The sequence below is a fragment of the Dactylosporangium sp. NPDC051485 genome (assembly GCF_040682015.1).
Classification (GTDB): domain Bacteria; phylum Actinomycetota; class Actinomycetes; order Mycobacteriales; family Micromonosporaceae; genus Dactylosporangium.
The window spans coordinates 1-22,009 of the sequence record NZ_JBFAZW010000030.1 but is presented as its reverse complement, the minus strand read 5'-3'; the positions used below and the strand labels follow the sequence as shown (position 1 = coordinate 22,009).

Sequence of the window (22,009 nt, the reverse complement as noted above, 5' to 3'; positions counted from 1 at the left end):
ACTACCTCTCTCCCTCGAGGTAGGCGAGCACGGCGAGGACGCGGCGGTTGTCGTCGTCGGAGGTCTGCAGGCCGAGCTTGGCGAAGATGTTGTTGGTGTGCTTGGCCACGGCCTTCTCGGTGATGAACAGCGCGGTGCCGATCGCGGCGTTGGAGCGGCCCTGGGCCATGTGGGCGAGGACCTCGCGCTCCCGCGGGGTGAGCCGGTCCAGCGGCAGCACCCGCTCGCGGCTGTCGAGGAGCCGGGCCACGACGGTCGGGTCGAGCGCGGTGCCGCCGGCCGCGACCCGGCGCACGGCCTCGACGAAGTCGCCGACGTCGGAGACGCGGTCCTTGAGCAGGTAGCCGATGCCGCCCCGGCCGTCGGCGAGCAGTTCGCGGGCGTAGAGGCGCTCGACGTACTGCGACAGCACCAGCACCGGCAGGCCGGGCACCCGCGACCGGGCGGCGAGCGCGGCCCGCAGGCCCTCGTCGGTGTGCGTCGGCGGGAGGCGCACGTCGACCACGGCGACGTCGGGCGGGTCCTCGATGAGCGCGCGCAGCAGGTCGGGGCCGGTGCCGACGGCCGCGACGACGTCGAAGCCGTGCGCCTGCAGCAGCCGGATCAGCCCGTCGCGCAGCAACGCCAGGTCCTCGGCCACCACCACCCGCACCGCGTCACCCTACAGCTCGGTCACCCGCAGCGGCGTCGAGCAGGGCGGTGGCCGCGCGGACCGCGAGGCCGCGCAGCGGCTCGGCCCGCATGACGGCGCGCACGGCCGAGCCGTCGAAGAGCATCGTGAGCTGGGCGGCCAGAAAGTCCGGGTCGGGGGCGCCGAGCGACGTCGCGTGCTGCTGGAAGTACGACTCCAGGAGCTTCTTGAAATGCAGCGCGACGGCGGCGGCGGGGTGCCCAGGGTCGTGCAGCTCGATGGCGGTGTTGACGAACGGGCAGCCGTGGAACGCCGGGGTGCCGGCCTGCTCCTCCAGGCGGGCGAAGACGTGCAGGATGCGCTCGCGCGGCGGCATGTCCGCGGCCGGGTCGGGGAAGTAGCTCGCGACGGCCACCGGGCCGTGCGTGCGCAGGCTCTCCGCGATGACGTCGTCCTTTGTCGCGAAGAGCTGGTACATCGAGCGCTTCGACACGCCGGCGGTCTGGCACAGCCGCTCCACGCCGACGGCGGCCGGGCCCTCGGCGTAGAAGAGGTCGGCGGCCGCCCGCAGCAGGCGCTCGCGGGACGGGGCGATGGAGGTCACAGGAGCAGATTAGCGCGCGGCTCGACAGATGGAAACCGAGCGGTTTACCGTGGTGGAAACCGAACGGTTTCCAAGAGAGGAGCTCCCCATGCAGATCGACGACGCGGTGGTCCTGGTCACGGGCGGCAACCGGGGCCTGGGCAAGGCATTCGTGCTGGAGGCGCTGGCCCGCGGCGCCCGCAAGGTCTACGCGGCGGCCCGCGACCCACGCTCGGTGGACGCGCCCGGCGCCACGCCGCTGGCCCTCGACGTCACGGATCCGGAATCGGTACGGCGAGCCGCCGCCGACGCGGGCGACGTAACCCTGGTGATCAACAACGCCGGCATCAGCGCCCGGGCCAGCATGCTCAACGGCGACCTGGACGACATCCGCCGCGAGTTCGAGACCAACTTCTTCGGCACCGTGAACGTCACCCGCGCGTTCGCCCCGGTGCTCGCGGCCAACGGCGGCGGCCACCTGCTCAACGTGCACTCGGTGCTGTCCTGGATCAGCCAGGGGACCTCGTACAGCGCCACCAAGGCGGCCGTGTGGCAGGCCACCAACGGGTTCCGGCTAGAGCTGGCGCCGCAGGGCACCGGGGTGACCGGGCTGCATGTGGGGTACATCGACACCGACATGACCGCCGGCCTCGAGGGGCCGAAGGTCTCCGCCGCGGACGTCGCCCGCCAGGCCCTCGACGGCGTGGAAACGGGCGCCTTCGAGGTGCTCGCCGACGAGGTCACCCGCACCGTGAAGCGCGGCCTGTCCGCCGACCCCGCCGCGCTGTACCCGCAGTTGGTGTAGCGACCGGCTCCGGACCTCCCGGGGAGGCTCGCTTCGATAGGTTGATCCGCGTGGACAACGTAACGATCGTGACCGGTGGCAGCAGGGGGATCGGCGCCGCGACGTGCCTGCGGCTGGCGCGCGACGGCCATCGGGTGGTGGTCGGCTACCGCAGCGCCGCCGACGCCGCCCACCAGGTTGTCGACGCCGTCGCCGCGGCCGGCGGCCAGGCCGTCGCCGTGCGGGCCGACACCGCCGTGGAGGACGACGTGGTCGCCCTGTTCGCCACCGCCGCCGACCGGCTCGGCCCGGTCACCGGCCTGGTCAACAACGCCGGCATCGCCGCCCCGCTGACCCGCCTGGCCGACGCCGACACGGCCGACCTTCGCCGTGTGATGGACGTCAACGTCATCGGCGCCTTCCTCTGCGCCCGCCAGGCCGCCCGGGTGATGACCGCGGGAGGCGCCATCGTCAACGTCTCCTCCACGGCCGCCACCCTGGGCAGCCCCGGCAACTACATCCACTACGCCGCCAGCAAGGCCGCCGTCGACGCCCTCACCCTGGGCCTGGCCAAGGAGCTCGCGGCCGACGGCATCCGGGTCAACGGCGTGGCCCCCGGCTTCGTGCACACCGAGATCCACGAGCAGACCGGCGACCCGGACCGCGCCGCGAACGTGGTCTCCCGCATCCCGGTCGGCCGGCTCGGCACCCCGGAGGAGATCGCCGAGGCCATCGCCTGGCTGCTGAGCCCGGCCGCCTCTTACACCACGGGCACGACCCTCCGCGTGGCCGGCGGACTCTAAGCCTCGATCCACCGAGCAGCAGTGACGCCGAAATGCCCTCTGACCTGGAAGGATGGGAGTTCTCTAGGCTTCCATCATCCTGGTCGAGAGGGCATCTCGTAGGTGCGATTGCTGCATGCTCACCGCGCAGTGGGCGCGGTGTTCGACGAGGCGAACGTGGTAGCCTCTTGTCATTCCTGCGTGCCCAACTGAGTGCCTAAGCCTCTGGCGTCAGCGGCACATGAACCCAGGCACTTGCTCAACTCGGCCATCTCCCCGGTCGATACACAGCACGCTGGCTTCACGATCGATCCAGTAGCTCTGGCCAGCCACAACAAAAGACCGGCCGCTCAAGCACGAACCAGCGATCCACCCTGTTCAGCAGGATCATGCGCTCGGCCACGACTCGACCTCCCACAGATCCTCCCTGCCCTCAGGTCAGCCTTCTGGTGTTCGGCAACTCATTGCCGGCTGGACCGAAGATCTCGTCCATCGCGACGGCGCCGCTCAGCACCGGCTGCAGCTCGTGCCGGTAGATCGCCTCCGTCACCTTCCTTGGTCTTCGTGTCTCCGCCGACCCGGACCGACCGCCCGCCACACCTGCACTGGACGCGGCGAACGTCCGCCAGGCGTTTCCGGACGGTGGCAAAGAAACTGGCGCACCGCAAGGAATAGCAAACATTAACGGCTACCTCTGGGGCTATGACACGCGTTCCTCGACAGGTGGTCGGCTGGGGCCGCGCTCAGCCATCCAGAGTTTCGACGGGCTGGCCCGTGAGTGCGGCGATGAGGTCGAAGTCCTTGTCGACGGCGAGGACGGTCAGTCCTGCCTTCTCGGCGGTCGCCGCGATCAGTAGGTCTGGAATCGATGGGGCGCGATGCTGGCCGCGGTCAGCCAGGAGCATTTGCACCTGGAACGCCCTGTCCTCGATAGCGGGTGTCAGGTGCTCGATCGGCATCAAGGACAATGGCGGGGAATCGAACTGTCGGCGCCCGGTGTCTCCGGATCGTGCTGAGTAGCCGAGTTCGAGCCGGGTGATCGTGGAGAGCCGAACCAGTCCACGGCTGATGCGTGCGCTCCACTCGTCGCGGTTTGCCGCTTGGCCGGACAGGAGTCGCACGTACGCGGACTTGTCGACCAGCCAGCTTGTCACCGCCATGCGGCGTCCATCACCGTGGGGTCGGCCAGGTCCACGAAGGCCTCGGCGGATCGTTGCCAGTCCGCGGCGGTAACCTTCCGATCGCGGGCTAGGCCAGCATTCTCCTCGAACTTGCGGCGCAGGTACTCGTTGCGCGACAGGCCGAGGTTGGCGGCTGCGGCGTCGATGCGGTCGACGGCTTCTTGACTCAGATCGCGAATGAGGATGTTGGGCATCGGGCACCTCCGAAAACCGTACGCGATATCATGCTATCACGCACAGCTGCGGGCTGCCGAGCCCGGCCGCGCCGGCGGACGCACCAATCCGGCATCGCGCCACTTCCTCCGGCAGGCTACCTGGCGTCGTTCTGCCACTGTTGGTACAGCTTGAGGGCGTAGATGCACAGCGCTGGCAGGGCGGGTCCGCAGTTGGCGCCGCTGGTGGACGGCAACCGCAACCCAAGGCCGATCACCCAGGCGGATGGAGACCCGCGTTGCACGTGCATGCACGCGTGCAGATTCCCTTGCACCTCCTCATGCGGCTTGGCAGCATGCGCGATGTGATGAGGCCAATTCGCAGCCGGCGATCTCCGGCAACGCGCGCCGCGTCGCGGCCGGTCGACCAGGGAACGGTCATCGTGCTGGTGTCGGCCGGAGCGCTCATGGCGTTCGCCATCGGTACCGCGATGCTGCGGCAGCCGGCGCTGTCGGCCCTGGCCGGCTCAGGCGGCATCAGCCTGGTCGGCCGCGTGGCCGGACGGGTGCTGCCCCGCCGTCGGCGGCGCTGAGCGTCAACCGTGTCGTTTCCCCTCGCTCCAATTCGCCCCATGCGATCGGGCAGACATCTACCGGAGGACCTGTGGCAGGACGATCGCGAACGTCGGCCGACGCGCAACGCCGGCTACTGACACTCCCGCAGCTGCTCGGCGATCAGTTACGCCGTCTGCGGATGGAACGCGGGATCGGCCGGGAGGCGGCCGGGGAATGCCTGGACGGGTCCGTATCGAAGATCAGCCGGATCGAGGTCGGCGAGGTCGGCATCAAAGATCGCGATCTGGATCGGCTGCTGGACCTGTACGGTGTCGCGGACTGGCGCGAACGGGCGGCGATTCAGCACATCGCCGCCGTGTCCGGCAGCCGGCAGTGGTGGCATCAGTACGGTGACGTCGTCGCCGACTGGTTCGACTGTTACCTGGCGCTGGAGTGGACCGCCGAGATCATCCGCACCTACGAGCTGCGGTTTGTGCCCGGGCTGCTGCAATCACCGGCGTACGCGAGGGAGGTGATCCGGCTACGCTACTGCGACCCGGCGGAGGTCGATCGCCGGCTGGCGCTGCGACTGCACCGGCAGCGGATGCTCTTCGAACGGGAACGCCCGGTGCTCTGGGCGATCATCGATGAGGCAGCGCTGCGTCAGCAGATCGGGACTCGCGCGGTGATGGACGAGCAGCTGGCGTTTCTCTCGGAAGCGGCGCAGCGGGAAAACGTCCAGATACAGATCCTGCCGATCCGGGCCGGCCTGCGGACCGGCGCCGGGAACTCGTTCACGATGTTCCGTCTCAAGTCGTCCCACCTTGCGGACGTGGTGTACCTGGAGCACCTGGACAACGCGGAGTACCTCGCCGACACGGATCGCTGCGACCCGTACAAGCGGCACCTCACCGAGATCACGGTGGCCGCGCTGAACCCGCGCGAGACCGAACGCGCTCTGCAGGAGATCGCTCAAGGCAGGGATCTGACCATTCCCGACCGTGCGCGCCACCAGATCGTCAGCGCGAGTCGTTGAAACCCGCGATCCGGCTTCGTCGCCCCCTACCTCGGCGTGCTCGGGCGCGGCGGCCGGGGCCCTGCAATGATGGCACTCATGAGTGACTGGAACGACAAAATCATCGAGGAGTTTCGGGCCAACGGGGGTCAGGTGAGCGGCCAGTTCACCGGCGCGCCGCTGCTGCTGTTGCACACCGTCGGGGCCAAGAGCGGGCAGCCGCGGGTGAACCCGATGATGTACCAGAAGATCGACAGCGGCTACGCCGTGTTCGCCTCGAAGGCCGGGGCCCCGACCAACCCCGACTGGTACCACAACCTGATCGCCCACCCGTCCGTGCGGGCCGAGATCGGGACCGGCGAGGTCGACCTCGTCGCCCGGGTCGCCACGGGCGAGGAGCGGGAGCGCATCTGGAGCGCGCAGAAGTCGCAGTACCCGGGCTTCGCCGACTACGAGCAGCAGACCGACCGCCAGATTCCGGTCGTCATCCTCGAACCCGCCGGGGCCTGAAGCGAGCGAACGGCCGCCCGCGGGGGCATGATCGACCCCATGCGCGCGATTCGCATCATGCCGAATCTCCGGGTCGACGACATCGAGTCGGCGAAGGAGTTCTACACGGGCTTCCTCGGGCTGGCGTCCGAGGAGTTCAACATGGGATGGGTGGCCCGCTTCACGTCACCCGAGACGGGGGCCATCGTGCAGCTCGTCACCAGGGACAGGACGTCGCCGGAGGACGCGGCGATCTCGATCCACACGCCCGACGTCGAGGCGGCCTACGCCGAGGCGCAGCGGCTCGGCTACGAGATCGTGCACCCGTTGACCACGGAGGAGTGGGGCGTGCACCGTTTCCTGGTGCGCGCCCCCGACGGCACCGTGGTCAACATCGTGGGGCACGCCTCGTAGGTCAGGACGCGAAGTGGGTGCCGTGGTAGAAGAAGCGGCCCAGGCCCACGGTGAAGATGAGCAGGCCGTAGGCGGCGTGCTCGACGCAGACGGTGAACAGCGAACGGGTCTGCTGGTAGCGGCGGGCGAAGAGCCAGCCGCCCAGCAGGGTCAGGATCACCGCGATCGGGTTGCCGAAGAGCAGGTGGGCCAGCCCGAAGGAGACGGCGCTGGCCCCGGCGGCGATCTTCTCGGTGCGCAGCAGCCGGGCGTAGCGGTGCAGCAGGAACGCGCGGAAGAGCAGCTCCTGCGGGTAGACGGAGACCACGGGGTACGCCACGACGATCAATGCCCACAGGGCCGGGTTGTGCCGCGGCAGGTCGAACAGGTGGGACCGGTCGAAGAGGAACACGGCGGCGACGGCCAGCACCGCCGCGACGGCCCAGAGGCGCAGGATCCGCGGCCACGCGGGGCGCAGGGCCGAGACGCGCCAGAGATCACGGCGGTCGAAGCCGGAGACCCGGCGGAAGTACCACACCACGCCGATCGTCAGCAGCAGCAGGATCGGGATGGGGCCGCCCGGCACGTGCACGAAGGCGAACGCCACGGGAAGCGCGACGAACAACAGGATGAACTCGGCCGCCATCCGGGCGACGGTGTCACCCATAGGTGACGATCTGCTTCTAATCTCATTGACGATGCGCATCGCGAGCTACAACGTCGAGAACCTGTTCAACCGGGCCAAGGCGCTGGACCAGCGCACGTGGGCGGCCGGGCGGCCGGTGCTGGAGGCGTTCGCGCGGGCCGGGGAGCTGCTCGAGGAGCCCGTCTACACCGACGAGGTCAAGCGGGAGATCCTGCGCGAGCTGGCCCGGCTGGGGCTTCGCAACGGGGACCTGGCCAGGTTCGCGCGGCTGCGGCAGAACCGGGGGCGGCTGCTGAAGCGGGCCCGGGACGGGCGGGTCGAGGTGGTGGCCGGCGGGCGGGCCGACTGGATCGGGTGGGTGGAGCTGACCACCGACCGGTGCGACGAGCAGGCGCTGCTCAACACCGCCCGGGTGATCCTCGACGTGCGGGCCGACGTGCTCGGCGTGATCGAGGCGGAGAGCCGCCACGCGTTGAAGCGGTTCACCGAGGGCGGCCTTCGCGGGCTGTACCACCACATCATGGTCATGGACGGCAACGACGAGCGGGGCATCGACGTCGGGGTGATGTCGACGCAGGCCTTCCCGCTGGTCGGGCAGCGGACCCACGTCGACGACGAGGACGAGCGCGGGAGGGTCTTCAGCCGCGACTGCCCGGAGTACCACATCGACATCGGCCGGGCCGAGCCCCTGGTCGTGCTGGTGAACCACCTCAAGAGCAAGGGCTACGGCGGCAAGGTCGCCTCGGACGCGACCAGGCGGCGGCAGGCGGCCCACGTGCGGCGGATCTACGAGGCGCAGCGCTCGCCGTACGTGGTGGTGCTCGGGGACCTCAACGACACGCCGGAGAGCGATCCCCTCGCCCCGCTGCTGCGCGAGAGCGACCTGCGCGACGTCTCGACCCATCCGGGCTTCTCCGACGGCGGGCGGCCCGGGACGTACGGCTCCTGCACCGCCCGCAACAAGCTCGACTACGTGCTGCTCTCCCCCGCCCTGTTCGCCGCCGCGACCGGCGGCGGGATCGAGCGCAAGGGCGTATGGGGCGGCCGCAACGGGGTGCTGTGGCCCATCTACGACACCATGACGAAGGCGGTGCACGCGGGATCCGACCACGCCGCAATCTATGCGGACATCGATCTGAACAAATTGTAATCACATATCTGGTGAAATTTGCGCTCAGAGTAGCCGAGACATCGCCCCTCGTGAAACTCTTGACCCCAGACGAAGATCACACCAGCCGGGGGTCGGAAGCGGAGGGGAGATGACGGCGACTGCGGCCACCACCAGCCTCGCCTCCGGCGAGCCTCCGATCAACTTCGCCGCGCACCAGCTGCGGGCCGGCAACCTCGCGGGGGCGCGCGACGACTTCGAGCAGATGCTGGCCATGCTGCTCGCGGCGATCTACCCCGGCGCCCGGGCGATCAGCGCCAACCCCGGCGACTGGGGCATCGACATCCTCCTCGGCGAGCTGTCCGGGCTCGTGGTGATCTGGCAGTCGAAGTACTTCTGGCCGATCGTGACCCGCTCGCACCAGGGCCAGATCCGCGAGTCGTTCGACTCCGCGGTCGCCGCCGCCGCGCGCAACGGCTACCGGCTGGCCCAGTGGGTGCTGTGCGTGCCGGCGAGCATGGACGCGCCGACCGCGCAGTGGTGGGACAACTGGCGGGCCCGCCGGCACCGCGAGACCGGCGTGCAGATCGAGCTGTGGCACGAGAACGCGCTGCGCAACCTGCTGATCAAGCCCGACTGCGCGCACGTGCGCCGGCACTTCTACGACCCCTACGCGGCGCCCGCGGGGCCCGTCCAGCCTCCGCGCGTACCGCTGCACGACCTCGCCGCCGAGGACGCCGACGCCCTCGAGCCCGCGCTGTTCGTGCGGCAGCTGCGCGCGGCCGGGCACCTGGAGGTCGGGGCGGCCAAGCGGGAGTACTTCAACGCCGACCTCCTGGCCCGCGAGATCCTCGACAAGCGGGTCCCGGCGGAGCTGGAGGCCCTCGACGAGGCCGACGGCGTGGTGCACGGCATCTGGGAGGCCGACTTCAACGCGCACGCGACCCGGCACCCCGCCAACCCGCTGCTGCCCGGCCTGCACGCCTCGGTGATGCGCGAGATCAGGGAGACGGGCGCGTTCCCGGCGGGGCTGCGGGCCGGGCCGGTGCACCGCTGCGGGCTGATGCACCGGGTGGTCGAGCAGCGCCGGGCCGGCTGGGTGGCGCACTGGCGGGAGCTGCTGTGACGCCCGACGATCTCACCCTCTTCCGGCAGGCGCGGCTGCTGCTGGTGCTGGCGGTCGCGGGCGAGCCGATCGACGCCGAGCGGCTGGGCGTCTACGAGTTCCTCGCCGGGCACCCGCTGCTGCTGGCCCGGGCCGACGACGACCCGGACCGCACGGCGCTGCGGCTGGCCGGGTTCGACGACCGGACGGTCGGCTACGCCAGCCCCGCGCAGCGCTTCGCCACCGCGCAGCTGCACCTGGGCCGCGACCTCGGCGCGCTGGTCGCCCGCGGGCTGGTCGACGTGGCCGCCGCCGGGCGGGTGACCTACCGGCTCACCGGAGAGGGCGCGATCATAGCCGGGCGATTCACGGCGATGTATGCTCAGTCATACATCACAGCGGTACGCATCGTCATCAGGCGGCTCCGCCGTCTCAGTGGTCGTAAACTTCGGGAGGGCCTGCGCATCTGGCTCGTCCCGGTCATCTTCCCCATCGAGGATCGGCCATGACCATCGAGGATCGGCCATGATTGGTCTGCGCACCCACGGCATCCGGATCAGACGACTGCGCCTGCACGGCGACGACCGCGCCTACGACGTCGACTTCCGCGCCCCCGACGACGCGCCCCGGCCCCTGTCGATCCTCGCCGGGGCGTTCAGCACGGGCAAAACCACGATCCTCGAGTTCGTCGACTACTGCCTCGGCGCGGGCGACCACCCGCGGCACCCGGAGATCACGCCCAAGGTCAAGTCGGCCGCCCTCGAGGTGGAGCTGTCCGGCTCGCCGTATCTCATCGAGCGCGCCGTCGGCGAGCCGTCGATGTTCGCCTACGTGCGGGCCGGCCGCCTCGACGAGCCCGGCGCCGCCCCGCGGGTGCGCCGGCCGCTGCGCCCCGCCGGGCTGCCCGACAGCCTGTCCAGCCTGCTGCTGTCGCACTGCAAGCTGCAGGGCGTGCGGCTGTCCCACGACATCGACGACCCGCTGAGTTTCCGCGACCTCATGTGGCTGTGCCTGCTGCCCAACGAGCGCCTCGACGGCAAAGACCTGCTGTTCGAGAGCGTGCCGATGAAGCACCTCAAGCTGCGCCAGGTCGTCGACGTGGTCTTCGACGTGCACGACGACCAGACCGTGGAGATCGGCCGGCGCATCCGCGCCGTCGAGGCCGAGCTGGCCGCGGCCCGCACCGCGTACCGGGCCGCCGAGCAGCTCGTCGAGGAGCAGCACGTCGGCACCCGGGCCGACCTCGAGGCGCTGCACGACTGGGCCAAGGAGGAGCTGGCCGCCAGCGCCGGGGCCCTCGCCGACCTCGACGCCCGGGCCCGCGCCGCCACCGGCTTCGCCGCCGAGCAGCGGGAGCGGCACCGGGAGGCGGCCCGCGCCGCCCAGCGGGCCGACGACGAGCTGCGCGACCGCGAGACGCAGCTGCAGCGCATGATCCCGCTGCGCGGCAGCTACGCCGACGACGTCAGCAAGTGGACCATGATGAGCGAGGCCGACCGGCTCTTCGAGACCGGGGCGAGCGCCTGCCTGAGCTGCCAGGCCCCGCTGGCCCCGGCCGACGAGCGCTGCCCCGCCTGCCGGTTCCCGGTCGGCCCGGTCGACGTCGCCGGCGAGCTGCGCGCGGCCAAGACCCGCCTCGGCGAGCTGACCCGGCACCTGGAGGAGCTGGAGCGGGAGATCCCGCAGCTGCGCTCGGCCGCCTCGCGGGCCCAGGAGTCCGAGTCGCGGGCCGCCGCCGAGGTCGACGCGGCCACCGCCCACGCGGTCACGCCGTTGCTGGCCGAACGCGACGCCATCGCCCGCCGCCGCGAGGAGGCCGCGGCCACCCTGCAGCGCGCGGTGAGCGGCCTGCGGCTGATGCAGGGCCTGGAGCGGCGGGCCCAGGGCATCGTGCAGATGATGGACCAGATCGCGGCCGACCGGGAGGAGCTGGCCGCGGGCGGCACACAGGCCCGCCGGACCGACCGGTCGGCGGTCGTGCGCCGGGTCGGCGAGCGTTACCGCGCGATCCTGGCCGAGTTCCGCTACCCGAAGCTCGCCGACGCCTACCTGGCCGAGGACCTGACGCCGTACGTGCGCGGCGAGCCGTACACGGCCGCGTCCTCCGGCGGGCGCACCCTCATCGCGCTGGCCTGGCAGCTGGCCATGTTCGAGACGGCGTGGGAGTCCCGCTCGTCGCACCCCGGGTTCCTGCTGCTGGACAGCCCGCAGAAGAACCTTGGCGCGCTCGGCGACCTCGAGGACGGCCAGACCATCCAGCGCATCTACCGGCACATCGAGGACTGGCTGGCCGGCCGGGGCGTCGGCGCGCAGGTGGTGGTGGCCGACAACGCGCCCCCGCCGACCGCCGCCGACGACGTGATCGTGCGCTACTCGCGGCGCGCCGACCAGCCACCCTACGGCCTCATCGACGACGACTTCTGAGCCGTCAGCGCCACCACCGCGCCGAAGCACGGCGCGCCGGCCAGCCGCCCTACGGCCTCATCGACGACGACTTCCGAGCGGTCAGCGCCACCACCACCGTGCCGTAGCGCTTCGCCCCGGTGTTGCCCATCATGTGGTACCGCTGGATCGCCTGCGCCTCGTCGGTCCCGGCCCACAGGACGTCGACCCGCAGCGTGGTCCTCGGCGATGAGAGGGTGCACGTGGCGTCGCCCTCACGCTGGGCGGTGACGGGCTGGCCGGCGAAGCGCTCCCGCAGGTCGGCCGGGGGCAGCACCTGGCACGGGTCGGGGCGCTGCGCGGCGCCGCCGAGGTAGCCGGCCGGGCGGTCCACCGGTCGGATGCGGTACCAGGCCAGCTCCCCGCCATCGCGGACCAGCAGCGCCGAGCCCGGCTGCGCCGTGGCGGTCGCCGGCACCGCCGTGGCGTAGGACGCCGACGGGCCGTCCTCGGAAACGCCGCTCACAACCATGAAGGGCACGGGGGCGGGGGCGGGCCCGACGGCGTACAGGCGGCCACCCGCGCGCACCAGGGCCCGGACGGTCAGCTCGGCCCGCCACCGCTGCTCGCCGTCGGCGAGCGCGAACGCCTCGAGGGCGCCGTCGGTGTGGTCGGTCGCGCCGCCGGACTGGGCCACGACCGCGACGCCGCCCTCCACCGCCAGGTCGCAGAACTCGGCGCAGCCGTCGCCGGAGCGCTCGACGAGGCGCTTGCCGTCGGGGCCGAAGACGCTGAACGTGCGGGTGCCGCGGACCAGGGTGGCGCCGTCGCGGACCAGCAGGCCCAGGCCGCCGTCGTCGGCCTCCGGGTCGAGCGCGGCGCCGGCCCGCAGCTTGCCGCCGCGGGCCTCGCGCAGCTCCAGGCGGTCGCCGTCGGCGCAGGCCAGGCGCATGGCCACGGTCCGGCCGTCGCCGGCGGCGGCGCGCAGGTCGCAGCCCTCGGGAAGCTCGGCGCTCCACAGGCGGCCCCCGTTGCCGGCCGCGAGCGCGTTGATCGTGCCGGGGGTTGGGGTGGTGCGGGCGGCCGCTTCGGCGCCGTCGTCGCCCGCCCCGAGCCTGGCCCTTCCGGGCTGCGCCCGCGGGGGCGCCGCCCGGGGCCCGAAGACCATGCGGTCCGGGCGTCCGGCCCGCGGCGCCGGCTTTTCCGACGTATCGGCCGCCCATCGCATCGGGGAGGCCGCCTGAGCCGGCTCGGCGACCAGCACCGCGGGCCCGGCCGCCATGGCGGTGGTACGCGTGCTCAGCGGCATCCGCCAGCGCACCTCGCCGCTGCGGGTGGACAGTGCGGTGAGTTCTCCAGCCTTGGTGCCCTTGTGAAACGTGTTCACGAGCACCGAGCCGCCACCCAGGTCGGACTGGGCCCACAGCACCGTGCCCAGCGCCCCGCCCGCCTCCAGCGCACGCCGCCACCGCTGGGCGCCGGTGTGCGCGTCCAGCCCGGCCAGTTCGGTCCCGGCCTGCGGCTGGGTGACGAGCACGTCCGCGGCGGGGTCGTACCCGACCACGACCGGCAGCGACACCCCGAAGGCGGCGCCGCGCTCCAGGTCGCCCGGGCGCGGCGCGTGCTCGGCCGCCGCCGGCCCGGCGGGCGGCGCGGGTGCCGGCTCCGGGTGCGCGGCCACGCTGGCGGTGAGCACCGCCGCCGGAACGACCAACAGCCCCGCCGTCGCCAACGGCCTCCTCAAGACGCCTCCCCATGTCCTCGGCTACATCCGACATAGACGCTAATTCCGGACATATCGGAAGACGCGCAGCGACATGCGGCGGTTCAGCCGGACGGGGGCACGAGGTGCCGATAGCGCCCGAAGGCCTTCGCCGCCCGGCTGCTCGAATCCTGAGATAGGTCACCGCCGGCCGGGCGTTCTGCGCGTGGCGGTGTCAGCTGAGCGTGGCAGCCAGCTGGTCGTAGGTCGCAGCGAGCTGTCGCAGTGTCTGGGTGGCGGATGCCGTGTGCCCGGCGACGATGTCGTGCTGGAGGCTGCCAACCAGCCGGGCTTGCCGGGTGGCGATGGCGGCGGCCCGGTCGTGGCCGAGGCCGACGAGGACGGTGGCAGCGTCGGCGAGCCGCCGGGCGCCCACTCTGATCGCGAAATTGGCCAGGTGACCGCGCGTTGCCTCGTCCAAGCCGCCGGTGACCTGGTCGGCGAGCCGGTGGGCCGCGGCGGCGCCGCCGATCGTTCCGGCCGGCACCGGGAGGTCGTCGCGTCCGCGCAGCCAGGCGGCGGCGCCGGGCAGGGCCGTGCGCAGCGCCGCCTCGACGGTGACCTCGCGGACCCGGTGGAAGTCGCTGCGCATGGTGTACGGGGTCGTCCGGTAGCCGATGGTGTCGGCGCGCCATGCGGCCAGGAAGTCCTGGATGGGCAGGGTCGCGTAGGGGCAGCCGTGCGGGTCGTGGAACCGCACCAGGGTGTCGTCAACCTCCAGCACCGCGACGAAGTGGTCCGACTCGATCGGCCCGGTCATCCCGGGCAGGTGGCGCAGCAGGCCGAACTCCACCGGCCCGGCCAGGACCGGGCCGGCCTTGACCGCGTCGCGCAGCGTCGCCAGGGCCTGTTCGTCGTCGTCAGCGCCTTGCCGGCGGCAGGTCCACCCCAGCAGGCCGATCGCGTCATCGAGTCCTCGGTCTGGGTCCCAGCCGTAGGGGTCGAACAGCGGCAGCCGGCCGGCGAGTAATTCGAACCCGAACGGGGATCCGGTCAGCACCTCGATCACCGAGGGAGACGGCGCCTCCGGGCCGAGCGCCATCGCCAGCGAGTTGGCGTAGCAGTAGGGCCCGGAACCGATGTAGGAGTGCATGCCTTAGCTTCCTTCACAGGTGGTGATGGGGTAGGTGACGTCGAGGAACGCGCCGTCGGTGCCGGGCCGGATCTCGACCGGGCTGCCGATACCGACCAGGCGGTTCGCGTCGATCCATGCCTCCAACGCGTCGTAGACGCGCAGGATGTCGGGGAACCCGGCGTCGGCCTCGGCGACCGGCAGGTGAACGTCGGTACCGGCCGCCGACAGCCGTACCCGCAGGTCATCGACAGGTTCGACAGTGCCGCTGAACGGCACCGCGACCTCGACAGGTCCGTCGCTGTCGTGAGTGACAAAGCCGTGGAAGTGCACCAGGGCTGGACCGCCGCCGGACAGGCCGGCTGCCTGCAGCCGGACCCGGATGCGTTCCTGCGCCTCGGTGACGAAGGCTTCCAGCTCACCGATGTGCACGCGCCGTTCTTGGCACAACAGCTTGCGTTGCGGCCTCGCTCGCAGTCCCGGAGCCGTGACCGGCTGGGAGGCGTCACCGAGTGTTTCGATCAGCTCGCGGCGATGCCGAAGCTGTATCTCCTGGGCAGCCAGCCAGGCCCGCAGTTCCGCCTGGCGGGCCTGCGGGCTGAGCGGCAGCAGCGTGGCGATGCGAGCCAACGGCAGGTTCAGGCTGCGCAGCCGTACGATGAGCCGGCCACGGGGAATCTGGCCGCGGTGGTAACGGCGGTACCCGGTGACAGGGTCGATGCCGGCGGGCACCAGCAGACCCTGCTCGGCGTAAAGGCGCAGCGCCTTCGGCGACAGCCGGGTCGCGGCGCCGAACTCGCCGGGCAGCATGAGATCGACATCGTCCACGCGGCAAGCCTGAGCCATGCCCTTGGGGCGAGGTCAAACGCGTTCGCCTTGACAGCAAAGCGGGGGGTGGGCCGGGATCCCGGTCCACCCCCCGCTCAGCACGCCGTTACCAGGAGCCCCAGGCCACGTTCCAGTCGCCGAGGCCGTCGGTCAGGGGGAGCTGCTTCGGGGTGTTGCGCACCTCGACGATGTCGCCCGTGTCGAAGGTGTCGTAGAACCACTGGGCGTTGGCCGGGGCCACGTTGATGCAGCCGTGCGAGGTGTTGGCCTTGCCCTGCGAGGGGATGTTCCAGTCGGCCAGGTGCACGTACTCGCCGGAGAGCGAGATGCGGCAGGCCAGCTTGACCGGCTCCTCGTAGAAGTTCGGGTTCTTCTTGTCCGTGATGCCGTAGCTGGCCGAGCTCATCGTGATGACCGGCTCCTTGGTCATGAGCACGTGCACGCCGGAGCGGGTGAAGAAGTCGATGGTCTCGCCCTTCGAGCCGGTGGTGGTGCCACCCCTGCCCAGGCTGACCGGGATCTGCTTGACCATCTGGCCGTCGATGAAGCACTGCATCTGGTGCGTGTTGGAGTCGGCGATGGCGATGCGGGACGGGCCGATGGAGAAGTTGGCGCTGGCGTTGCCGCCGCCGTAGACGCCGCCGCCCAGGTCGACGCCGAGGACGTTGACGCTGACCTTGACCTGCGTGCCCTTGGCCCAGTACTTCTCCGGCCGCCAGTGCGCGCTCTGGTTGCTGACCCAGTGCCACTTGCCCTCGACCTCGGGCGAGGTGGTGACCTTCATCGCCTGTTCGGCGGCCTTCTGGTCCTTGACGGCCTTGTTGAAGAACACGATGACCGGCTGGCCGACGCCGTAGACGCCGCCGTTCTTCAGCGCGAGCATCGGGTTGGCCTGGAAGGTCACCGACGCGACCGAGGCCGGCTTCAGCGTGGTGAAGCTGCTGCTCTCGTTGACGCCCTTGCCGCCGCCGTCCTGGCCGGCCACGGTGACGGTGTACGTCTGGCCGTACGACAGCGTCCCGCTCGACGTCCACGTCTTCTTGTCGTCGGAGAGCTTCCCGTCGAGGTTCTTGCCACCCGTGGCGACGGTGACGGTACTGAGGGTGCCGTTCTCGATCGCGACGGTCACCTGGCTGCCCGGCGAGACGTCCTTGCTGTCCGCGGCCGGCTGGACAGTGACCTTGGCGGCCGCGCCGCCGCCACCCTCCCCGCCCCCGCCCGGAGCGCCGGGCGACTCGGAGCCGTTCCACGTGCTCTTCTGGTCGCCCTTGTCACACGCGGCGAGCGTGGCCGCCGCGGCGACTCCGACGCCGGTGGCCAGCATTCTGCGACGACTCAACATATTGTCCCCTCCCCGTTCGCGAACGGTACTCACTTGCGGCGGCCGCGCAAACCCCAGGCCGATATTGCGAGCAATGTCCGTTCGCGTCGTTGCATCGCGGTCCCGAAGCCTAGACGGGGAGGAGGCCCGGCCGGGTTGACCGGCCGGACCGTCGGTTACTGGACAGACACGACCGTGATCTCGAGCTTGTCCGGGTAGAAGGCGACCCGCTTCGCGATCGGCGCCACGGCCTCGTACGGCTCCTCGTAGCTCCACACCGCGTTGTCGAGCGCGCCCTCGGGCGTGACCACGGAGTAGTACGACGCGTCGCCCTTGTACGGGCAGTACGTGGCGTGCTCGGTGCGCTCCAGCAGGCTCTGGTCGACGTCGGCGAGGGGCACGTAGTACACGACGGGATAGGTGGACTCCTGCAGCGCGAGCGCTTCGGTGGTGTCGGCGACGACGCGCTCGCCGGCGCGGACCACGACCCGCACGCCGGACGGCTCGACCGTGATCGGGTGGTCGGGGCCGGGAATCAGCTGTGGACGACTCATGCGCTCCACGCTATTGCGGCAGCAGCCGGTCGACCAGCCGGGTGGCCAGGTCCCCGTCGAGGGTCCAGGGCAGGAAGATGGCCCGGTAGACGATCGGGGCGACCAGCCCGTCGATCACCTCGTCGGCGCTGACCGGGCTCGCCGCGTCATTGTCCTGCCGGATCCGCTCGACGATGAGCAGCGCCTCGGCCCGCCGGTTGCGCAGGCAGTCGGTCTCCTGCTCGCCGGCCGTGGCCGAGCCGCCGCGCAGGATGGAGGCGTTGAGCGGCTTGCGGTAGTGCTCGACGAGCTCCGCGGCCCAGGCGGCCAGGTCGGCCCGCAGGTCGCCGGAGTCCGGCAGCGGCCGGTCCGGGTCCAGCCGGTACGTCGCGATGTCGTTGAGCAGCGCCGGCGCGTCGCCCCAGCGCCGGTAGATGCTCGTCGGGTTGACCCCGGCCCGCTCGGCGACCATCGGGATCGTCACCTTCTCCGCCCCGCGCTCGCGGACGAGTTCCTCCACGGCGTACCGGATCGCGGAGAGCACGGCGGCGCTGCGACCGCCGGTGCGGCGCACTGGGGCAGACATGGTGTGACCGTCCTTACTAAAGCAATGACTCTTGCTTTAACGGCGTTCCGCTGGCGTACCTTCAGCGTAACGCAAGGATCGTTGCTTTAGGAGTCGCGCAGTGTCTACCGCAACACTCGAGCGCCCGATCGCCGCCGGCCGGCGCACCCTCTCCCCGGGCGTCGCGTTCGCCGGCGCCGCGCTGGCCTTCGCCTCGCTCTACCTCGCCGCCGGCGCGCCCACCCCGCTGCTCGTGCTCTTCCAGCGCGAGTGGGGCTTCGCGCCCCGGGTGCTCACCGTGGCCTTCGCCGCCTACGCCTTCGGCCTGCTCGCCTCGCTGGTGCTGGTCGGCTCGCTGTCGGATCACATCGGCCGCCGCCCGGTGCTCATCGGCGCCCTCGCCGTGGAGCTGGCCGCCATGCTCATGTTCGTCTTCGCCCCCGGCATCGGCTGGGTGATCGCCGCCCGGATCGTGCAGGGCGTCGCCACCGGCGCGGCCAGCAGCGCCTTCACCGCCGCCCTGGTCGAGCTCGCCCCGCCGGCCCACAAGCGGCTGGGCGGCATCCTGGGCGCGGCCGCCCCGGCCGGCGGCCTCGGCCTCGGCGCCCTGCTGACCGGCGCCGCGGTGCAGTTCACCCACGAGGCGAACCTCATCGTCTTCACCAGCCTCGCCGTCGTCATGGCGCTGGGCACGCTGACCGCGGTGCTGTCGGCCGAGACGGTGACCCGCGCGCCGGGCGGCCTGGCCGCGCTGCGCCCGCGGGTCTCGGTGCCGCGCGCCGCCCGGGCCGACTTCCTGGCCCACGCCCCGGCCCACCTGGCCTCGTGGATGCTGGCCGGCCTGTTCATGGGGCTGTCGCCGATCATCCTGCGCGACGTGTTCCACCACAGCAGCGGCCTGTTGAACGGCGCCACCGCCTTCGTGCCGCCGGCCACCGCGGCCACCGCCGCCTACCTGCTCAGCCGCTACCCGGCGAGGGGCGTGGTGCGGTACGGCACCCTCGGGGTCCTCATCGGCACCGCCGTGGTGCTGCTGGGCATCGGCACCGGCACCCTGCCCCTGCTGTGGGTGGGCGGCCTGATCGGCGGGGCCGGCTTCGGCGCCACCTTCTCCGGCGCGCTGCGCGCCGTCGGCCCGCTCGCCGAGGCCCACCAGCGGGCGGGGCTGTTCGCCGCGGTGTTCCTGGTGGCGTACCTCTCCTTCGGGGTCCCGGCCATCGTCGCCGGTCAGCTGGTGGCGCCGCTGGGCCTGCTGAGCACCGTCATGTGGTACGGCGCCGCGATCATCCTCGCCGCGCTGGCCGCCCTGGCCGCGCAGTTGCGCCTGGCGAGGTAATCCTCACGGACGCGGTCCCCCTGCCGATGGCAGAGGGACCGCTTCGCTTGCAAGGAGGTCCACCGCCATGCGCATCGGCGACAGCATCACGTTCAGCGTCCCCGCCGCCGGCACCCGGGTCGACCCGGCCACCCGCCAGGCCCAGGTCAACGCCCAGGCCGACACCCTGTCCCGGCTGATCGGGACCAAGCACAACCTCCAGGTCGCCGCCAACGTCTCCGACGGCAAGGGCGTCGACCTGTATATGTGAGCGGGTGAGCACCCACCTCTTCCAGGCCGCCGTGGCCGGCCTCGGCTGGCGCTACGTCCTCGGCACCCTGCGTGCCACCGTCGCCGTGGCCTCCCTCGCCGAGGCCGCCCGCGCCGCCGCGGCGTGCGCCGCCGTGACCGGCGACGCCCGGCTCGACCTGCGCCCCGACCGGCTCGTGCTGACCCTCGAACCGTGCACGGCGGAAACGGTGGCGCTGGCCGGCCGGCTGACCGAGGCCCTCCGCGCGCTGGATCTGGCGACGGTACCGGCACAGACCCAGCGCGTCGAGATCGGCGTCGACGCCCTCGACATCCCGGCGGTGCGCCCCTTCTGGAAGGCGGCCCTCGCCTACGTCGACACGCCGGACGGCCCGGACGCACACGGCGCCCCGCTGATCGACCCCCTGGACCTGGCCCCGGCCGTGTGGTTCCAGCAGATGGACGCCCCGCGCCCGCAGCGCAACCGCCTGCACCTGGACGTCTCCGTCCCGCACGACGAGGCCGAGTCCCGCCTGCGGGCCGCCCTGGACGCCGGCGGCACCCTGGTCTCGGCCGCCCACGCCCCGGCCTTCTGGGTCCTCGCCGACGCCGAGGGCAACGAGCTGTGCATCACCACGTGGCAGGGCCGCGACGGTTGACGCCCGGCCCCGGCCGTCGTCAACTCGCCGTGGCGGGCGTGACGAACGCCGTCGCGCGGCAGCGCGGGCGACGGCGACGGCCTGAGCGGGGCTGCGCCGGTTGACGCTCGGCCCCGGCCGTCGTCAACCTCGCCGCGGCGGGCGTGACGAACGCCGTCGCGCGGCAGCGCGGGCGACGGCGACGGCCTGAGCAACGGACTCGCACCGCCTCGGGCAACCGGGGCGCTCCCCGGGCGGCGGACCTTGGTCAGTGCCATTGCCCACCGACCGGGGAGCCAACGACCATGCCGCACCGCACGATCAGGCGCGTGCTCGCCGCCACGCTGACGGCGCTCGCCAGCAGCATGGCCCTGCTCGCGGCGGCCGGGCCCGCCGCCGCGAGCCACGCCGGCGGACCCGACGGCCTGCTGTCCTGCCGCGCCCGGGGCGCCGCCTGCGCCCGGCCCGACGCGCCGGTGGCCGCGCTGCCCGAGCCCAACGGGACCATGAGCAACGCCGAGTTCGTCGCCGCCGCGGCGCCCGGGGCGCAGCGCAGCCAGCGGGAGTACGGCGTGCCCAGCTCCGTCACGATCGCGCAGGCCATCCTCGAGTCCGGCTGGGGGCGAAGCGCCCTGGCCTCGGTCGACCGGAACTTCTTCGGCATGAAGTGCTTCGGCGTCGGCTCCTTCGCCGTCGGCTGCAGCGAGCACTCCACCAGCGAGTGCACCGCGGCCGGGCAGTGCTTCCCCGCGACCGCGTCGTTCCGCACGTACGCGAGCGCCGCCGACTCCTTCCGCGACCACGGCGCCACCCTCGCCGGCAACGCCCGCTACGCCGCCGCCTTCGCCTACCGGGGCGCCCCCGACCTCTTCATCGCCGAGGTCGCCAAGGCCGGCTACGCCACCGACCCGCAGTACACCGCGAAGGTCACCGCCATCATGACGAAGTTCAACCTGTACCAGTACGACCTGGCCGCCAGGTGATCGCAGGTTCTCTTGGGGCCGGCGAGCCCGGCGATGCCGAAATCCATCAGGCCGGGAACTGCGCAGGGAGGGGCCGTGCACGTCGTTCGGCCCCTCCCTGCCTTCAACGGCGTACTCGTCGACCTACTCGGTGGGGATGATGCCGAGCTGCTGGAGGACCTTCACGCCGTCGTCGAGTCCGACCTCTTCGACGATGAATCCGTCGGCGACCTTGAGGACGGTCGTGCCGGTGAAGCGCAGCGTCTTGCCGGACGCCGCCGGCACCGAGCCGATGGGCAGGTCGTCGAAGACGATCGGCCCGGTGTGGGTGCCGCCGCCTTCCCACTGGCCGACCACGTAGTCGCCCTCGGCGATCAGGTCGGCGGTGCCCCAGAAGTTGAGGTCCGGGAACGCGGTGCGGAAGTTGGTGGCGAACGCCCGCACTTCGTCGCGACCGCGCATGGGCTTGTGCAGCGAGTACTCGAAGCGGATGTCGGGGTGCGCGAGCTCGTCGATGACCGCGGGGTTCCAGGGGTTGCCCCAAAACTCGGTGAACCAGCGTCCGACGAGTGCCTTGTTCTCTTCCAGCGACATGAGGTCGTCCCTTTTCTCCAGTGGGTGATCGTCGGCCGGTTTGCTGGCCGCCGACACTGGGAAGACGCGTCTGGCGGGTGTTTCGTGAGACCGGCCGCCGGGGACTTCTCTACTCAGATCGCAGCCCGAGCGACAGAGAGAAACTCGTTACGGACGTCGCCCGGCGCGGGCGACGAGCGGCTCGAGGAGCACGTCCTGGATCAAGGCACGGTCCACCAGCGCGGTGTCGGTGTCGAGCCAGGAACGGCATGCGCTGCGAGCATCGCGAGCGCAGCATCGTGATGGAACGGCCCGGAGGCGTCGAGACGGATCGTGCTCATTCGGGCCAGACGCCGGAGGTGCCGCGTCGGTGCGAGCCGATCAG

The 22,009-nt window shown here is 71.7% G+C and carries 26 protein-coding genes; 14 read left to right on the top strand and 12 right to left on the bottom strand.

What is annotated here, in order from left to right; genetic code table 11:
- Position 1 precedes the first annotated feature (1 nt).
- Both AB0M46_RS19095 and AB0M46_RS19090 read right to left on the bottom strand, forming a co-directional pair.
- On the bottom strand, positions 2–652 hold the full coding sequence (locus tag AB0M46_RS19095) for a response regulator transcription factor (RefSeq protein ID WP_363337636.1): 651 nt from the start codon (positions 650–652) through the stop codon (positions 2–4).
- 4 nt (positions 653–656) lie between these two features.
- Positions 657–1,235, bottom strand: a complete 579-nt coding sequence (locus AB0M46_RS19090; RefSeq protein WP_363337634.1) for a TetR/AcrR family transcriptional regulator — start codon at positions 1,233–1,235, stop codon at positions 657–659.
- A gap of 88 nt (positions 1,236–1,323) precedes the next feature.
- Between AB0M46_RS19090 and AB0M46_RS19085 the strand changes: the two genes are divergently transcribed.
- The gene (locus AB0M46_RS19085) at positions 1,324–2,019 is read left to right on the top strand and encodes an SDR family oxidoreductase (protein WP_363337632.1); all 696 of its coding nucleotides are present in this window, start codon (positions 1,324–1,326) and stop codon (positions 2,017–2,019) included.
- Between the two features lie 50 nt (positions 2,020–2,069).
- Positions 2,070–2,801, top strand: coding sequence for a glucose 1-dehydrogenase (locus AB0M46_RS19080; protein ID WP_363337630.1), 732 nt, complete (start codon positions 2,070–2,072; stop codon positions 2,799–2,801).
- 722 nt (positions 2,802–3,523) lie between these two features.
- On the opposite strand, the gene AB0M46_RS19075 is transcribed toward AB0M46_RS19080, so the two are convergent.
- The gene (locus AB0M46_RS19075) at positions 3,524–3,940 is read right to left on the bottom strand and encodes a PIN domain nuclease (protein WP_363337628.1); all 417 of its coding nucleotides are present in this window, start codon (positions 3,938–3,940) and stop codon (positions 3,524–3,526) included.
- Positions 3,931–4,155 (bottom strand): hypothetical protein, encoded by a 225-nt coding sequence (locus AB0M46_RS19070; protein WP_363337626.1) that lies wholly within the window; start codon positions 4,153–4,155, stop codon positions 3,931–3,933. Before AB0M46_RS19070 ends, AB0M46_RS19075 begins: the two co-directional genes overlap by 10 nt.
- Positions 4,156–4,412: 257 nt before the next feature.
- Between AB0M46_RS19070 and AB0M46_RS19065 the strand changes: the two genes are divergently transcribed.
- The 4 genes from AB0M46_RS19065 (at position 4,413) to AB0M46_RS19050 (ending at position 6,586) form a co-directional block, all read left to right on the top strand.
- Positions 4,413–4,706: a hypothetical protein gene (locus tag AB0M46_RS19065; RefSeq protein ID WP_363337624.1), complete on the top strand. Its 294-nt coding sequence runs from the start codon at positions 4,413–4,415 to the stop codon at positions 4,704–4,706.
- A 71-nt stretch (positions 4,707–4,777) separates the two neighbouring features.
- Complete coding sequence (locus AB0M46_RS19060; RefSeq protein ID WP_363337622.1) at positions 4,778–5,704, top strand: helix-turn-helix transcriptional regulator; 927 nt, start codon at positions 4,778–4,780, stop codon at positions 5,702–5,704.
- A gap of 78 nt (positions 5,705–5,782) precedes the next feature.
- A complete protein-coding gene (locus tag AB0M46_RS19055) occupies positions 5,783–6,193 on the top strand; it encodes a nitroreductase family deazaflavin-dependent oxidoreductase (RefSeq protein ID WP_363337620.1) in 411 nt (136 codons plus the stop codon).
- Between the two features lie 39 nt (positions 6,194–6,232).
- Positions 6,233–6,586, top strand: a complete 354-nt coding sequence (locus AB0M46_RS19050) for a VOC family protein (RefSeq protein WP_363337618.1) — start codon at positions 6,233–6,235, stop codon at positions 6,584–6,586.
- A gap of 1 nt (position 6,587) precedes the next feature.
- On the opposite strand, the gene AB0M46_RS19045 is transcribed toward AB0M46_RS19050, so the two are convergent.
- A complete protein-coding gene (locus AB0M46_RS19045; RefSeq protein WP_363337616.1) occupies positions 6,588–7,232 on the bottom strand; it encodes a CPBP family intramembrane glutamic endopeptidase in 645 nt (214 codons plus the stop codon).
- A 31-nt stretch (positions 7,233–7,263) separates the two neighbouring features.
- Between AB0M46_RS19045 and AB0M46_RS19040 the strand changes: the two genes are divergently transcribed.
- The 4 genes from AB0M46_RS19040 to AB0M46_RS19025 all read left to right on the top strand — a co-directional run bounded on the left by AB0M46_RS19040 (position 7,264) and on the right by AB0M46_RS19025 (position 11,848).
- Positions 7,264–8,361, top strand: coding sequence for an endonuclease/exonuclease/phosphatase family protein (locus tag AB0M46_RS19040; RefSeq protein WP_363337614.1), 1,098 nt, complete (start codon positions 7,264–7,266; stop codon positions 8,359–8,361).
- Positions 8,362–8,470: 109 nt separating this feature from the next.
- A complete protein-coding gene (locus AB0M46_RS19035) occupies positions 8,471–9,445 on the top strand; it encodes a hypothetical protein (protein ID WP_363337612.1) in 975 nt (324 codons plus the stop codon).
- Complete coding sequence (locus AB0M46_RS19030; RefSeq protein ID WP_363337610.1) at positions 9,442–9,933, top strand: hypothetical protein; 492 nt, start codon at positions 9,442–9,444, stop codon at positions 9,931–9,933. Before AB0M46_RS19035 ends, AB0M46_RS19030 begins: the two co-directional genes overlap by 4 nt.
- Positions 9,934–9,949: 16 nt before the next feature.
- Positions 9,950–11,848 carry a DNA recombination protein RecN gene (locus tag AB0M46_RS19025; protein WP_363337608.1) on the top strand — a complete coding sequence of 633 codons (1,899 nt, stop codon included), beginning with the start codon at positions 9,950–9,952 and terminating at the stop codon, positions 11,846–11,848.
- Positions 11,849–11,897: 49 nt separating this feature from the next.
- Here the strand turns inward: AB0M46_RS19025 and AB0M46_RS19020 are convergent, their stop codons facing one another.
- The 6 genes from AB0M46_RS19020 to AB0M46_RS18995 form a co-directional block, all read right to left on the bottom strand.
- Positions 11,898–13,550 (bottom strand): PQQ-binding-like beta-propeller repeat protein, encoded by a 1,653-nt coding sequence (locus AB0M46_RS19020; RefSeq protein ID WP_363337606.1) that lies wholly within the window; start codon positions 13,548–13,550, stop codon positions 11,898–11,900.
- Between the two features lie 193 nt (positions 13,551–13,743).
- Positions 13,744–14,661 carry a hypothetical protein gene (locus AB0M46_RS19015; protein ID WP_363337604.1) on the bottom strand — a complete coding sequence of 306 codons (918 nt, stop codon included), beginning with the start codon at positions 14,659–14,661 and terminating at the stop codon, positions 13,744–13,746.
- Positions 14,662–14,664: 3 nt separating this feature from the next.
- Positions 14,665–15,450 (bottom strand): MerR family transcriptional regulator, encoded by a 786-nt coding sequence (locus tag AB0M46_RS19010; protein WP_363337602.1) that lies wholly within the window; start codon positions 15,448–15,450, stop codon positions 14,665–14,667.
- Positions 15,451–15,574: 124 nt separating this feature from the next.
- Positions 15,575–16,810, bottom strand: coding sequence for an Ig-like domain-containing protein (locus tag AB0M46_RS19005; protein ID WP_363337600.1), 1,236 nt, complete (start codon positions 16,808–16,810; stop codon positions 15,575–15,577).
- A gap of 155 nt (positions 16,811–16,965) precedes the next feature.
- Positions 16,966–17,343: a DUF427 domain-containing protein gene (locus AB0M46_RS19000; RefSeq protein ID WP_363337598.1), complete on the bottom strand. Its 378-nt coding sequence runs from the start codon at positions 17,341–17,343 to the stop codon at positions 16,966–16,968.
- A gap of 10 nt (positions 17,344–17,353) precedes the next feature.
- Positions 17,354–17,908 (bottom strand): TetR/AcrR family transcriptional regulator, encoded by a 555-nt coding sequence (locus AB0M46_RS18995; RefSeq protein ID WP_363337596.1) that lies wholly within the window; start codon positions 17,906–17,908, stop codon positions 17,354–17,356.
- 100 nt (positions 17,909–18,008) lie between these two features.
- On the opposite strand from AB0M46_RS18995, the gene AB0M46_RS18990 reads away from it, so the two are divergent.
- The 4 genes from AB0M46_RS18990 to gsmA all read left to right on the top strand — a co-directional run bounded on the left by AB0M46_RS18990 (position 18,009) and on the right by gsmA (position 21,072).
- Positions 18,009–19,223 carry an MFS transporter gene (locus AB0M46_RS18990; protein WP_363337594.1) on the top strand — a complete coding sequence of 405 codons (1,215 nt, stop codon included), beginning with the start codon at positions 18,009–18,011 and terminating at the stop codon, positions 19,221–19,223.
- Between the two features lie 67 nt (positions 19,224–19,290).
- Positions 19,291–19,473, top strand: coding sequence for a hypothetical protein (locus AB0M46_RS18985; RefSeq protein WP_363337592.1), 183 nt, complete (start codon positions 19,291–19,293; stop codon positions 19,471–19,473).
- Between the two features lie 4 nt (positions 19,474–19,477).
- Entirely contained in the window at positions 19,478–20,110 is a 633-nt protein-coding gene (locus tag AB0M46_RS18980; RefSeq protein WP_363337590.1) for a VOC family protein, read from the top strand.
- A gap of 308 nt (positions 20,111–20,418) precedes the next feature.
- The gene (gsmA, locus tag AB0M46_RS18975; protein ID WP_363337588.1) at positions 20,419–21,072 is read left to right on the top strand and encodes a sporangiospore maturation cell wall hydrolase GsmA; all 654 of its coding nucleotides are present in this window, start codon (positions 20,419–20,421) and stop codon (positions 21,070–21,072) included.
- 123 nt (positions 21,073–21,195) lie between these two features.
- Here gsmA and AB0M46_RS18970 read toward each other — a convergent pair whose 3' ends face one another.
- The gene (locus AB0M46_RS18970; RefSeq protein WP_363337586.1) at positions 21,196–21,645 is read right to left on the bottom strand and encodes an ester cyclase; all 450 of its coding nucleotides are present in this window, start codon (positions 21,643–21,645) and stop codon (positions 21,196–21,198) included.
- Positions 21,646–22,009 lie beyond the last annotated feature (364 nt).